This window comes from Burkholderia sp. Bp9143, from assembly GCF_003853645.1.
Lineage (GTDB): Bacteria > Pseudomonadota > Gammaproteobacteria > Burkholderiales > Burkholderiaceae > Burkholderia.
In genome coordinates this window covers 1-14,099 of record NZ_QTPO01000038.1, presented here as the reverse complement: position 1 = coordinate 14,099, position 14,099 = coordinate 1, and the positions used below count along the sequence as shown (strand labels likewise).

The following is a 14,099-nucleotide window of genomic DNA, read 5'->3' as shown; positions in this document are numbered from 1 at the left end:
GGGCACCGCCGACATCCCGACATTCTCGAAGGGAAGACGTTGCCATGAACACGACACCTCGGACACCTCCGGCGCGTGTACCGCGTATCGGTCCACCTGCGGCCGCGGCGAAGAATCCGTCCGCGTGGGCGAACCGGCTCGAGAAAGTACTGCCGAAACTGGTGCTTTCCCCGACCTTGATTACGACGCTGATTTTCGTTTACGGCTTCATCGGCTGGACGACCGTTCTTTCGTTCACGCGCTCACGCGCGTTCGCTAACCTAAACTGGGGCGGTTTCACGCAATACGCTCGCGTCTGGGAGCATCCGCGCTGGCATGTCGCGATCGTGAACCTCGCGACCTACGCGACGCTCTACGTGATCCTGTGCATGGCCATCGGGCTGATGCTCGCGATCCTGCTCGACCAGCGGATTCGCACCGAAGGCACGTTGCGCGCGATTTTTTTGTACCCGATGGCGATCTCGTTCATCGTGACGGGCACTGCGTGGAAGTGGATCCTGAATCCCGGGCTCGGCCTCACGAAGCTCTTTCACGATTGGGGTTGGACGGGCTTCCAGTTCGACTGGATCATCGACGACCACATGGCGATCTATACGGTCGTGATCGCCGCCGTCTGGCAGGCGTCGGGCTTCGTGATGGCGATGTTTCTCGCCGGGCTGCGCGGCATCGATCAGGAAATGCTGAAGGCCGCGTCGATCGACGGCGCGCGGATGCCGGCCATCTACCGCCGCATCATCATCCCGCAACTGCAGCCCGCGTTCATTTCCGCATTCGTGATCCTCGTTCACCTCGCCGTCAAGAGCTATGAGCTCGTGGTCGCGCTGACGGGTGCCGGCCCCGGCTATTCGACGGAGCTGCCGTCGACATTCATGTACGCGTTCACATTTACACGAAACGAGCTCGGCATGGGCGCCGCGAGCGCGGTGATGATGCTCTGCACCGTCGCGGCGATCATGGTCCCGTATTTGTATTCCGAACTGCGCCCCCGGTGCGGCGGCAAGAGCCATTGACGCGAGGAGGCAATCATGGCGCTCAAAGGATGGGATTCCCCGCAAATGGTGATGGGGAAGCACAACTACGTATCGCGAATCGCGATCTACACGATTCTGATCGTCTGCGCATTCGTTTATCTGGTGCCGCTGCTGGTCATGATGCTGACGTCGTTCAAGCCGCTGACCGAGGTGTACAGCGGAAACATTCTCGCGCTGCCGCACGACTGGACGATCCAGCCGTGGCTGAAGGCGTGGGGCGGCGCGTGCGTCGGTCTCGACTGTTCGGGCGTGAAGGGCTTCTTCTGGAATTCGACAGTGCTGGTCGTGTCGGCCGTGTCGATCTCGACGTTCATCGGCGCGCTGAACGGCTACGTGCTGACGAAATGGCGCTTCAAGGGCGACAACGTTCTGTTCGGTCTGGTTCTGTTCGGATGTTTCATTCCGTTTCAGATCGTACTGATCCCGATGGCAACGTTTCTCGGCAAGGTCGGTCTCGCACAGTCGATTCCCGGGCTCATCTTCGTTCACGTCGTCTATGGCCTGTGCTTCACGACGCTCTATTTCCGCAATTTCTACATGGTCTTCCCGGACGAACTGATCAAGGCCGCGATGGTCGACGGCGCGCGGTTCTTCCGGATCTTCCTGCGCGTGCTGCTGCCGTGCTCGGGCGCGATCGTCACCGTGACCGTGATCTGGCAGTTCACGAATATCTGGAACGACTTTCTGTTCGGGGCTTCGTTCACGACCGGCGGCAGCGCGCCGATCACGGTCGCGCTGAACAACATCGTGAATACGTCGACGGGTGTGCGTGAGTACAACGTCCAAATGGCCGCCGCGGTGATTACCGCATTGCCGACATTGCTCGTGTATGTCGTGGGTGGCCGCTACTTCGTGCGCGGCATGATGGCCGGTTCTGTGAAGGGGTGATCAAATGGCTTCTCTGCATATTTCGAACGTACGCAAGGCGTACGGCCCGACGGAAATTCTGAAGAACATCAACATCGACGTGTCGGACGGCGATTTTCTCGTGCTGGTCGGCCCGTCCGGGTGTGGGAAGTCGACGCTGCTGTCTCTGATCGCCGGCCTCGACACGATCACCGATGGAGAAATCCGCATCGACGACGATCGGGTCAACGACCGGCATCCGAGCGAGCGCGACATCGCAATGGTGTTCCAAAGCTATGCGCTGTATCCGAACATGACGGTCGGCCAGAACATCAGCTTCGGGCTCGAGATCAGAAAGGTTCCGAAGGCCGATCGTGAGAAGGCCGTGACCGGCGCCGCGCGCCTGCTGCAGATCGAGCATCTGCTCGATCGTCGCCCGGCGCAGCTTTCGGGTGGACAGCGTCAGCGCGTCGCGATGGGGCGGGCGCTTGTTCGCGATCCGAAGATTTTTCTGTTCGACGAGCCGCTGTCCAATCTCGATGCGAAGCTGCGCGTCGACATGCGAACCGAGATCAAGAAGCTGCATCAGCGCCTCGGTGCGACGATCGTCTACGTGACGCACGATCAGATTGAGGCGATGACGCTCGCGACGCGCATCGCTGTGATGAAGGGGGGCATCATCCAGCAGTTCGGCACGCCGGCGGAAATTTATGGCACGCCGGCAAACACATTTGTCGCGACCTTCATGGGTTCGCCGTCGATGAACCTTATCCCGGCGAAGCTGACGGGCAGCGACGGCAAGCTGGTGCTCGCGATCGGCAAGGGCAACGCGGCGGCGCGGCTGGAGTTGCCGAAACAGTCGGCTGCGGTAGAACGGTATGTCGGCAAGGATGTGATCGCGGGGCTGCGTCCGGAAGCGATCGGCGTGGAGGGTTCGCGGGCCGCTGACGCATTGCGGGACGTCAGTGTGAAGGTGCTCGTGATGGAGCCCACCGGCCCGGACGTGTACGCGGTGGTCGAGATGGGCGGCGTCGAAGTCGATGCACGCCTCGCTGCCGACGTGCCGCATATGCCGGGCGAAATCTGCACGCTGCGCGTCGATCTGTCGAAGCTCGTGCTGTTCGACGCGCAAACGGAAGAGAGGATCGCGTGATGCATGCGGACGTGGTCGTGATCGGCTCCGGTGTCGGCGGCGGCGCGGTTGCTTACCAGCTCGCGGGCACGGGAGCCAAGGTTCTGGTGATCGAGCGGGGCGAGAACCTGCCTCGTGAAATGCAGAACTGGGATGCCGAGGCGGTTTTCGGAGAACTGCGCTATCGCACGCGCGACACCTGGCTGAACGGGCGAGGTGAGCGCTTCCGGCCCGGACAGTATTACTTCGTCGGCGGGCACACGAAGTTCTTCGGTACCGCGATGTTCCGGCTGCGGGAAGCGGACTTTGGGGCACTCGAGCACGAGGAGGGGATTTCGCCTGCGTGGCCGATCTCGTACCGCGATCTCGAACCGTACTACGACATGGCTGAAGTGCTGTTTGGCGTGCGCGGCGCGGCCGGCCAGGATCCGACCGATCCCGCAAGATCGCGCCCGTACCAGCATGCACCGATTCCGGACGAGCCGGTGATCGCGCGTTTGCGCGACAAGCTGAAGGCGCAGGGGCTTCATCCGTTTCCGATGCCGGCATCGGTTGATTATGGCGACGGCGGAAAATGCGTGCGCTGCGGAACGTGCGATGCGTTTCCTTGCCGGATCGATGCGAAGGGCGATGCGGAAATGTGTCTGCTGCGTCCGGCTATACAGAAGGGCGGCGTGACCCTGATGACGGGCGCTCGCGTGACGCGGCTGCTGACGGACGAAACGGGGCGCCGGATCTACGCAGCTGAAGTGCGGACAAAAGATGGGTCCGTCACCGTGACGGGCGGCACGTTTGTGCTGTCTGCCGGCGCGATCAACAGCGCGGCACTGTTGCTGGCCTCCGCGAACGACAAGTTTCCGCGAGGTTTGGCGAACTCGTCGGGGGCTGTCGGCCGGTACTTCATGAACCACAACTGCACGGCGGTGCTCGCGATCGATCCGTGGCGCGTGAACGATACGCGTTTTCCGAAGACGCTTTCGGTCAACGACTTCTACTTCGGCGGAGCCGACGACCGCTGGCCGCTCGGGAATCTGCAGATGCTCGGAAAGATCCGCGAGCCGATGCTTCGGGGCGTGCTTCCCCATGTGCCGCGGCGTGTGCTCGAGTACGTCAGCCGACATAGCGTCGATCTCTATACGATGTCCGAAGACCTGCCGAGCCCGGACAGTCGGGTCGAGGTGATGCCTTCCGGCGAGATCAAACTGACCTGGCATCGCACGAACCTGAAGCCGCATGAGCGATTCGTGCAATTGACGAAGCGCATTCTGAAGCGAGCTGGTTATCCCATCGTCGTGAGCCGTCGCTTTGGTGACGACACGCCGTCGCATCAGTGCGGCACGGTTCGCTTTGGTGACGATCCAGGCGCCGCTCCGCTCGATCCACTGTGCAAGACATACGACCACGAAAACCTCTATGTCGTGGATGCGAGTTTCTTTCCCTCGTCCGCCGCGGTGAATCCGGCGCTGACGGTCGCCGCGCAGGCGCTGCGCGTTGGCGAGCACATTCGCGCGCATCTCGTCGGCAAGACGGGATCGCCTATCGATCAGGGGTTGGAAGGAGGCGGACATGGTTGATCGGACGATCGCGCGCCGCGCGGCACTGGTGACCGGCGGACGCAGAGGCATCGGGCGGGCCATTTCGGTCGAACTCGCGCGGCTCGGATTCGACGTCGCGTTCACAGACGTCGTCGTCGACGACGAGACGCGCGTCACGGTGAGCGAAGTCGAAAAACAGGGTGCGCGCGCGCTGTTCGTGCGCTCGGATCTCCAGGACGTGGCATCGCATGCCGCGACCCTGCGGACGGTCACTGACTGGTGCGGTGCGCTTCATTGTCTCGTGAACAACGCGGGCATTGGCTCGCCGGCGCGCGGCGACTTGCTGGACGTCACGCCGGAGGGGTTCGATTCGGTGCTCGACATCAATTTGCGCGGCACGTTCTTTCTGACGCAGGAGGTGGCGCGGCACATGCTCGACGTGTCGGCGAAACAGCCCCGAGCGATCGTCACTGTGTCGTCAGTGTCGGCGACGATGGCGTCGCCCGAGCGCGCGGAGTACTGCCTGTCGAAATCGGCGTTGCCGATGATGACGAGTCTCTTTGCGTTGCGGCTTGCCGAGGCTGGCATTCCGGTATTCGAGGTGCGCCCGGGCATCATCCGCACGCCGATGACGGCCGGCGTCGCCGCGAAATACGAAGCGCGCTTTGAAGAAGGACTCGTTCCAATGAAGCGCTGGGGCGAAGCAGACGATATCGCGCGAGCGGTCGGCCAGCTCGCCGCAGGTGGCCTTCAGTTCGCGACAGGCAGCGTGCTGCACGTGGACGGCGGCCTTTCGATATCTGCATTCTGAAGGTGATCGTCGTGAAATCCGAAAGTTACGATTACGTGATCGTCGGCGGCGGCTCGGCAGGCTGCGTGCTCGCGAATCGCCTGAGCGCCGATCCCTCTGTCAGCGTGTTGTTGCTCGAGGCGGGCGGCTCCGATCGTCACCCGTTCTTCGCGATGCCGGCCGGCTTCGCGAAGATGACGAAGGGCATCGGCTCGTGGGGCTGGTACACGACGCCGCAAAAGCATCTGAACGACCGGGTGCTGCGCTTCACGCAGGCGAAGGTGATCGGCGGCGGTTCGTCGATCAACGCGCAGCTCTATACCCGCGGCGTGCCAGCCGACTACGACGACTGGGAACGGAAGGCCGGCGCTACGGGCTGGTCGTACCAAGACGTGTTGCCGTACTTCAGGAAGTCGGAAAATAACCAGCGCTTCGTGAACGAATATCACGCGTACGGCGGGCCGCTCGGTGTATCGAATCCGATCAGCCCACTGCCGATTTGCGAGGCGTTTTTTCAGGCCGGACAGGAGCTTGGTATCCCGTTCAATCCGGACTTCAACGGTGCGTGCCAGGAAGGGCTCGGCTATTACCAGCTCACGCAGCTCGACGCACGCCGAAGTTCCACTGCGACCGGCTTCCTGAAGCCGGTGCTCGGCCGGCCGAACCTGACCGTCTGGACGCAGACGCGGACGCTGCGCGTGCTCGTCGAGGGCACGCGGGCGGTCGGCGTCGAATACGTCACCGGCAATAGCCGCAACGTGCAGACCGTGCGTGCGGTGCGCGACGTGATCGTGTCGTCCGGTGCGATTGGCTCGCCGAAACTGCTGCAGCAATCGGGCATCGGTCCGGCTGCACATCTGGCCTCCGTCGGGGTCGATGTTATCCACGATCTGAAGGGCGTCGGCGAAAACCTGCAGGATCACCTGGATCTGTTCGTGATCGCCGAATGCACCGGCGATCACACGTACGACAAGTACAACAAGCCGCATCACGCGGCATGGGCTGGGCTCCAGTACCTGCTGCTGAAGAAAGGACCGGTCGCGTCGAGCCTGTTCGAGACTGGCGGGTTCTGGTATGCGGATCAGGTCACGCGCGATCGCTCGCCGGATATCCAGTTCCACCTCGGGCTCGGCTCCGGCATCGAGGCCGGCATGGCGAAGCTGAATAACGCGGGCGTGACGCTCAATACCGCGTATCTGCGGCCACGCTCGCGCGGCACCGTGCGGCTCTCGAGCGCAGATCCGGCGGCGGCGCCGCTGCTGGACCCGAACTACTGGTCCGATCCGCACGATCGCGAGATGGCGATCAAGGGATTACGGCTCGCGCGGGACATCATGCGCGCGCCCGCGATGAGGCGCTACGTGCAGAGCGAGGTGCTTCCGGGGCCGCGCGCGAACACCGATCAGGAACTGTTCGAGTACGCATGTGCGAATGCGAAGACGGATCACCATCCGGTCGGCACGTGCCGAATGGGGCGCGCCGACGATCCCGACAGCGTCGTGACGCCGGACCTGCGTGTGATAGGCCTCGACGGGCTGCGCGTCGTTGACGCTTCGGTGATGCCGTTTGTCCCGTCCTGCAATACGAATGCGCCAACGATCATGGTCGCGGAGAAGGCGGCCGACATGATCATCAAGTCCAGACATTGAGAGGCTTTCATGAAGATCAATCTGCCCGATCTCGACAGTTCGATCCGCGAATACGCGATGCGGCGGTGCGACGATGCACCCGTACCCGTTGCCGCGCCTGAATTCAACCGCATTGCGTATGCCGCCGCGCATGTCGTCGTCGACCCGACAGCCGCGTACGAGCCGCGCGGTTCGGCGCCCGCAATCGACTGGGACGCGACGCTCGCATACCGCACGTATTTGTACAGCCTAGGCTTCAAGATCGCGGAGGCGATGGACACCGCGCAGCGTGGGATGGGCATCGGCTGGCCGACCGCAGCTGAGTTGATCCGCCGTAGCGTCGCACATGCGCGGAGCATCCCGGGCGCCGACCTCGCGTGTGGCGCGGGCACGGACCAGCTCGACTCGTCACGCGTGCATTCGCTCGACGACATCGTGCACGCATATCAGCAGCAATTCGAAGTGATCGAAGCGGCGGGTGGCCGCCCGGTGATGATGGCGAGCAGCGCGCTGTGCGCGGCTGCGCGATCCGAGGACGACTACAAGCGCGTGTACGACTCAGTGATCTCCGGCGCACGCGGCAAGGTGTTGCTGCACTGGCTAGGCGATGCATTCGACGCGTCGCTCACCGGCTACTGGGGTAGCCGCGACATCCCGACAGCGATGAATACCGTGCTCGATATCATTCGCGCGCATCAGGGCAAGATCGAGGGGATCAAGATGTCGCTGCTCAATGCGGGCTACGAGCGCGAGCTTCGGTCGCGGCTTCCGCAAGGCGTTGCGATGTTCACCGGCGACGACTACAACTACGGCGAGCTGATCGTCGGCGACGACAGCGGCTTTTCGCACGCGCTGCTCGGCATCTTCGACCCGATTGCTCCTGTCGCATCGCAGGCGCTCGCAGCGCTGGCCGACGGGCAGGTCGATCGCTACCGCGCCCTGATCGATCCAACCGTCGACCTGTCGCGCCAGCTATTCGCGGTACCGACGCAGTACTACAAGGCGGGCGTCGTGTTTCTGGCCTGGCTGAACGGCCATCAGCAGCACTTCTCGATGGCGGGCGGCATGCAGTCGGCACGCTCCGTCATGCACTACGCGGACGTGTTTCGCAAGGCCGATGCGGCCGGGGTGCTGATTCGACCGAAGCTCGCGTTGGCACGGATGCGTGCGTTCTTGAGCGTGACCGCTGGTATCGGTGACTGAGCGTGGAGGTGCCGACGCGAGCCGCCGGGATGCCCGGGCGGCGCGGCTTGGCCACGGGATGCGACCAGTTTTTGGACGTTTTGGAAGTTTGAAGGACAAGGAGGCAGACATGTCGACGCAGGCAGTACACGGTATAGCATCGACTCGTGGCATCGCCGCGGGCGTGACGGCGCAGGATCTTCGCAGGGTGATCGCGGCGAGTGTCGCGGGCAGTGCGATGGAATGGTACGACTTCAGCATTTACGGTACCGCGTCCGCGCTGATCTTTTCCGATCTGTTCTTCCCGGGGCTGGACAAGGCCGCCGGGCTGCTCGCGATTTTCGGCGCGTATGCGGCAGGCTTCTTCGCACGCCCGTTTGGTGGCTTGTTCTTTGGCTGGCTCGGCGACAAGTACGGCCGCAAGAGCGTGCTTGTCGCGACGGTACTGCTGATGGGCGGCTCGACTTTCTGCATTGGGCTGCTGCCGACCTATGAACACGTCGGCGTATGGGCTGCCGTGCTGCTTGTTGTGCTGCGTTTGCTGCAGGGCTTTGGCGCCGGCGCGGAGCAGGCGGGCGCGTCGTTGATCGTTTCGGAATTTGCACCGCCGGAGCGCCGCGGCTTTTATGCGGCGCTGCCGTTCGCCGGCTGCATTATCGGCATCCTGCTCGCAAACGGAATTTTCACATGGGTCCAGTGCTTGCCGAAAGACGAGTTTCTTGCGTACGGATGGCGTATTCCGTTCCTGTTCAGTGCGGCGGTGATCGTGGCTGGGATCGTGATCCGGATGCGCGTGAAGGAGAGCCCGGTGTTCGAGGAGATCGCGAAGTCCGGGCACGCGAGCAAGCGTCCGGTGAGAGATCTGATGACGGAAGCGCGTGGCACGCTGGCGGTCGCGTTTTGCCTGCGCGTCGGCGAGAACGGCTCGTCGTATCTGTATCAGGTGTTCGCGCTGAGTTATCTGACCAAGGTGATGCTCGTCGACAAGTCGGTCGGCACGATCGGCCTGACCGTCGCCGCTGCGCTCGCGGTGTTCACGATTCCGCTGATGGGGTGGTTGTCGGATCGGATCGGCCGGCGTCTGATGTATCGCGTCGTCGCGCTGTTCACATGCCTGTGGGCATTTCCCGCGTTCTGGCTGTTCACGACGAGGGATCCTGTGCTGATCGTGGTCAGCATGTCGGTCGCGATCGGCATCGGCGTGTTCGGAATGTACGGCATCCAGGGCGCGTATTTCCCCGAACTGTTCAATGCCCGCTACCGCTACACCGGCATCGCGGTCAGCAAAGAGTTCGCGGCGGTCGCGTCAGGCGGTATCGCGCCGTTCATTGCCGCCGCGCTGCTCGCATGGGCGCAGGGCGCGTATTGGCCGATCGCGACGTATATTGCGGCGCTGGCCGGCATCAGCTTCGTCGCGACATTCTTCTCGCCGGAGACGCGCGGGATCAGCCTGCGTCCCTGAGCGGCAAACGGTTTTTGTTGCGACTCGAACATCTGACTACAAAGGAGCAGCCCGCATGCCGGAAATCACGCAAGGCCCGATCATCGTCATTGCGCCGGATTCGTTCAAAGGATCGCTTGATGCGAAAGCGGTCGCAGAGGCGATGGCGCGTGGCGTTCATCGTGCGCTGCCGAACGCCGTTGTTCGAATCTGCCCGATGGCAGACGGCGGAGAAGGCACGCTGGACGCGATGTTGAGCTGTAGCGGAACAAGGAAGCACTTAATTGTGCGCGGTGCCGGTAGGCGAGATAAAACGGCTGATATCGGTATTACGCCGAGCGGTGTCGCAATTGTCGAAACCGCGGGCATTGTGGGGATCACAGACCCGGTCGGGATGTCGGCGACTGTCGAAGAGCGCAGTACATACGGTGTGGGTGAAGCCATTCATGCATGCCTCGATCTCGGCATTCGTCGAATCTGCGTCGCATTGGGCGGCACGAGTACAAATGATGGCGGCGCAGGCATGCTGGCGGCGTTGGGAATGCGGTTATTCGATTCGGCCGGCACTGTGCTCGAGCCTACGCTGAGCCAGTTGTCACGAATCGAGCGCGCGGAATTTTCCGGGCTCGACGAACGGCTTCGTGATGCAACGATCGTCGGGATGTCCGACGTGGACAATCCACTGACCGGTGAGCGTGGTGCGACGGCGGTGTTCGGACAGCAAAAGGGCGTGGCAGCCGACCGAATTGCGGCCCACGATTTCACGCTTACCCGTTTTGCCGATCTCGTGGAGGCTGGCCTTGGCTGTTCGCGCCGAAACGAGCCGGGCGCCGGTGCAGCAGGCGGGCTTGGGTTCGCATTGTTGATGATCGGTGGCCGCCTCGAATCGGGCGCGGAAATCGTGGCGCGCGAAATCGCGTTGGAAGCCGCGCTCGAAGATGCCGATTGGTTGATAACAGGGGAGGGCCGTTCGGATCGACAAACGTTGGGTGGGAAGACTCCGTTCGTGTGTTGCGGTATCGCAGGCGCGGCGAATGTGCCTGCGACGTTGCTTTCCGGCTCACTCGATCCCGAATCATTGCCGGCATTGAATGAGCATTTTTCTGGGTGCTTTTCGCCCATTTGTGGGCCCATGACACTGCAACGCGCGATCGAATGCGCACCTACGCTGTTGGAGCAAGCGTCAGAACAGCTCGTACGTATGCGTTATACACGACGCTTGAGGGCGAGCGACGAGGGATCAACCGCAAATGTATCGAATTAATGATACAAGCGTGCGAGGCACACGCGGGCTTCGAATAAAGCATGAAAATAGAGCGAAACAACCGAGGTAAGTAGCCATTAAATCATAATGTCGGTGTAAAAATTTAGTTATGTATTAGTAGTGCGAAATAAAAACATCGGATCCTCGTAGGTTTGTGATACTTGAGAGTTCTGATCCAGAGGGCTGAATACGGTAATTCAATTTAAATTTGTCTAAATTACGCCCATAGGTTTGGAGGAAGATATGAAGAAGCCCTTGATGATTGCATCGCTGCTGGCGATTGGCGCCACTGCTCATGCCCAAAGCAGTGTTACGCTGTATGGCCGAATCGACGCCGGCATCGAATACATGAGCGGACTCGTTAACGCGAACGGCGGCTCGACGAGCCGCTGGCGTGCGGAAAGCGGTGATTGGGGCACGAGCCTCTGGGGAATGAACGGCGTCGAAGACCTCGGCGGTGGCAACAAGGCCGTATTTCACCTCGAGGGCGGCCTCAACACAATGAATGGAACCATGACTGGCGGTGCGAACCAGATCTTCAATCGCGGCGCTACTGTCGGCCTCGCAAATGATCGGCTCGGCACACTGAAGCTCGGTCAGCAGCTTTACATCACCAACACTGGAATTTGGGACTTCGATCCGTTCGGCTATACGAGCTGGTCTGCGGCATCGCTACTGCGCGGCCGTAACTGGCCGGTAACCAGTAACGCCATTTCGTATCAGTCGCCGAAGTTCTATGGGTTCGACGTCTACGGCCAGTACTCGCTGTCGAACGGCACGCACTGGAACTACAATCCGGCCGGCCAGGGCCGCCAGGCTGGCTTGCAGATCACCTACACGAATCAGCTGTTCCAGGCCCGCGGGATCTACGACGAAATTCGCGATCCGGCCAACGGCCGGTTCGACGACGCGTACAATTTCTCGCGCGATTACTTCGCGGGCGTTAACGTGTTCCTCGGTCAGTTCAAGGTGACAGCCGCTTATGAAGCCGTGCACGCGAACGGTTCGCCGGCGAACGGCTCGCCAACGACCTCCGCTCAGCAGGTCTGGGGCGGCGTCACGTGGCAAGCCACTCCGGCGGCGGCACTGACCGGCGCCGTTTATCATGTGAACGCAAGTAACGGCGGCGGCAATGCGACGATTTACACGGTCGGCGGTACGTACAACTTGTCGAAGAGCACGCTGCTCGACTTCCAGGTCGCGACTGTCCGAAACAGCAAGACCGCGAACTTTGGTCTAGAAGCGAATGCTGCCGGCCCGGGCGGGCCGACGAACGACAACCCGCTGCCGGGTCATAGCCAGTCTGGCGTGTATGTGGGCATTCAGCACTTGTTCTAAGCTGGATGGTTCGAGGACAGATTCACCACGCTTTCCACGTGCTGCGAGAGCGCGTATTCGTGCGGCATTCGTAAGGGTGTCGCACTTTTTTCCCCTCGATCGGCACTCGAAGGGAGATGAAATCCGATGCGCTCCTTGCGAAGCAGTGAGGCTTCCCTGGTATTTTGTCTTCTAACGGTCCCGAGTTATGCAGCCGCTTCCTTGGTCTGCTGAGCTTTGAATCAGTTCCGAAGGACTCGCTTCGAAGAAACAAAGTCGAGCGACAAGTGACGGCGACCTTGGTTGTAAAACACTATGATATATTCGAACAAATAGGCGGCGTTGTTGGGCAAATCCGGCCAGCGCGAGGCGAACTGATAGGATTAAAATAATCTACCGCGAAGAGCCCTGAGATTTGGGGCCAATTGTATGCGTTGCGGAAGTTGCGGATTCGAGAATCCGACAGGCGCCAAATTCTGTGAGGAATGTGGAGCAAGCCAGATGCGTGCCTGTCCGGCTTGCGGGCACGAAATGAGCGCGACTGCCAAGTTTTGCAGCGAGTGCGGGGCTCCGTTGACGCGACCGCCCGTGGACGCTCCCATCGGCACCAAACCTGCCCCCAGGTCACCGGTCGAATACACACCGCCCTACCTGGCCGCACGGATTCGAGCGGAACAGGCTGCGATGCAAGCGCGAGGGGCGTTGGCCGGTGAGCGCAAGACGATCTCGGCGCTGTTCGCGGACTTGGTTAGTTCCACCGCGCTGATTCACGACCTAGATCCTGAAGACGCACACGCCCTGATCGAGCCCGTGCTGGCCCTGATGATGGAGGCCGTGCATCACTACGAAGGCTATGTGGCCAAGTCGATGGGCGATGGCATCCTGGCGCTGTTCGGCGCACCCATCGCCCATGAAGACCATCCGCAACGCGCCCTCTATGCGGCACTGCGCATGCAGGACGAGGTGCGCAGCTACGCCGACCGTGTGCGTTTGGCACAGGGGATTGCATTGCAGATTCGCGTCGGAATCAACTCCGGCGAAGTGGTAGTTCGTGCGATCCGCACCGACGACCTGCACACTGACTACGACCCGGTCGGGCACACGATCCACATCGCCTCGCGTATGGAAGGCGTTGCGTTGCCCGGCTCCATCGTCGCGAGCGAATACACGCACAAACTGACGCAGGGTTATTTCTCGTTCAAGGCTCTCGGCGCGACGCCGGTCAAGGGGCTGCCGGAGCCTCTGGCGGTCTTCGAGGTGCTCGGTCTCGGCCCATTGCGCACCCGTCTGCAGGTTTCGGCCAGCCGCGGACTGGCCCGCTTCGTGGGCCGCAGCGCGGAGCTCAGCCACCTGCAGCACGCGCTCTCGCAGGCCATGGCCGGACACGGGACAATCGTCGGCGTGGTCGGCGAGCCCGGGGTCGGAAAATCCCGGCTGTTTCATGAATTCAAACTGCGGGCACCGCAGAATTGTCTGGTGCTGGAGACGGTCTCGGTTTCGCATGCCAAGGCCTATCCGTATCTGCCGCTTATTGAAATGCTGAAAAGCTACTGCCAGATCGATCCCCAGGACGACGAGCGCCGTCGGCGCGAGAAAGTGACTGGCAAGGTGTTGACGCTCGACCGTGCTCTGGAAGACTGCCTGCCCTATCTTTTCTATCTTCTAGGGGGGGAGGAACCGGCTGCGGCGCTGGCCCAGATGGATCCCCAGATCCGCCGGCTGCGCACTTTCGAGGCGATCAGGCGGCTGCTCGTGCGTGTGAGCCAGGACGAGCCAATTGAGCTGATCATCGAGGATCTGCAGTGGCTCGACAGCGAGACCGAGGCCTTTCTCGATTTTCTCAGCGAGAGCATGGCTGGGGGGCGACAATTATGTTGGCCGGTCGTTGACGTTTGTTTTGGCCGGTGGTGAGGAGTCGGAGGCGGCGTAGCCG

Annotated in this window: 10 protein-coding genes and 1 pseudogene; all 11 read left to right on the top strand. The window is 61.7% G+C overall.

What is annotated here, in order from left to right; all coding sequences use genetic code 11:
• Positions 1-44 precede the first annotated feature (44 nt).
• Complete coding sequence (locus tag DIE23_RS26025; protein ID WP_124614746.1) at positions 45-1,010, top strand: carbohydrate ABC transporter permease; 966 nt, start codon at positions 45-47, stop codon at positions 1,008-1,010.
• Between the two features lie 15 nt (positions 1,011-1,025).
• Positions 1,026-1,919 (top strand): carbohydrate ABC transporter permease, encoded by an 894-nt coding sequence (locus tag DIE23_RS26020; protein WP_124614745.1) that lies wholly within the window; start codon positions 1,026-1,028, stop codon positions 1,917-1,919.
• Between the two features lie 4 nt (positions 1,920-1,923).
• Complete coding sequence (locus DIE23_RS26015; RefSeq protein ID WP_124614744.1) at positions 1,924-3,030, top strand: ABC transporter ATP-binding protein; 1,107 nt, start codon at positions 1,924-1,926, stop codon at positions 3,028-3,030.
• A gap of 11 nt (positions 3,031-3,041) precedes the next feature.
• Positions 3,042-4,583: a GMC oxidoreductase gene (locus DIE23_RS26010; protein ID WP_260436160.1), complete on the top strand. Its 1,542-nt coding sequence runs from the start codon at positions 3,042-3,044 to the stop codon at positions 4,581-4,583.
• On the top strand, positions 4,576-5,355 hold the full coding sequence (locus tag DIE23_RS26005) for a 3-ketoacyl-ACP reductase (RefSeq protein ID WP_124614742.1): 780 nt from the start codon (positions 4,576-4,578) through the stop codon (positions 5,353-5,355). The genes DIE23_RS26010 and DIE23_RS26005 overlap by 8 nt, the downstream gene beginning before the upstream one ends.
• 11 nt (positions 5,356-5,366) lie before the next feature.
• Positions 5,367-6,983, top strand: coding sequence for a GMC family oxidoreductase (locus DIE23_RS26000; RefSeq protein ID WP_124614741.1), 1,617 nt, complete (start codon positions 5,367-5,369; stop codon positions 6,981-6,983).
• Positions 6,984-6,992: 9 nt separating this feature from the next.
• On the top strand, positions 6,993-8,165 hold the full coding sequence (locus tag DIE23_RS25995; protein ID WP_124614740.1) for a dihydrodipicolinate synthase family protein: 1,173 nt from the start codon (positions 6,993-6,995) through the stop codon (positions 8,163-8,165).
• A 109-nt stretch (positions 8,166-8,274) separates the two neighbouring features.
• The gene (locus tag DIE23_RS25990; RefSeq protein WP_185646532.1) at positions 8,275-9,606 is read left to right on the top strand and encodes an MFS transporter; all 1,332 of its coding nucleotides are present in this window, start codon (positions 8,275-8,277) and stop codon (positions 9,604-9,606) included.
• Positions 9,607-9,661: 55 nt separating this feature from the next.
• On the top strand, positions 9,662-10,849 hold the full coding sequence (locus tag DIE23_RS25985; RefSeq protein ID WP_124614738.1) for a glycerate kinase: 1,188 nt from the start codon (positions 9,662-9,664) through the stop codon (positions 10,847-10,849).
• A 243-nt stretch (positions 10,850-11,092) separates the two neighbouring features.
• A complete protein-coding gene (locus tag DIE23_RS25980; protein WP_124614737.1) occupies positions 11,093-12,187 on the top strand; it encodes a porin in 1,095 nt (364 codons plus the stop codon).
• Between the two features lie 408 nt (positions 12,188-12,595).
• A pseudogene (locus DIE23_RS25975) lies at positions 12,596-14,038 on the top strand (AAA family ATPase); the annotation flags it as partial.
• Positions 14,039-14,099: the final 61 nt, after the last annotated feature.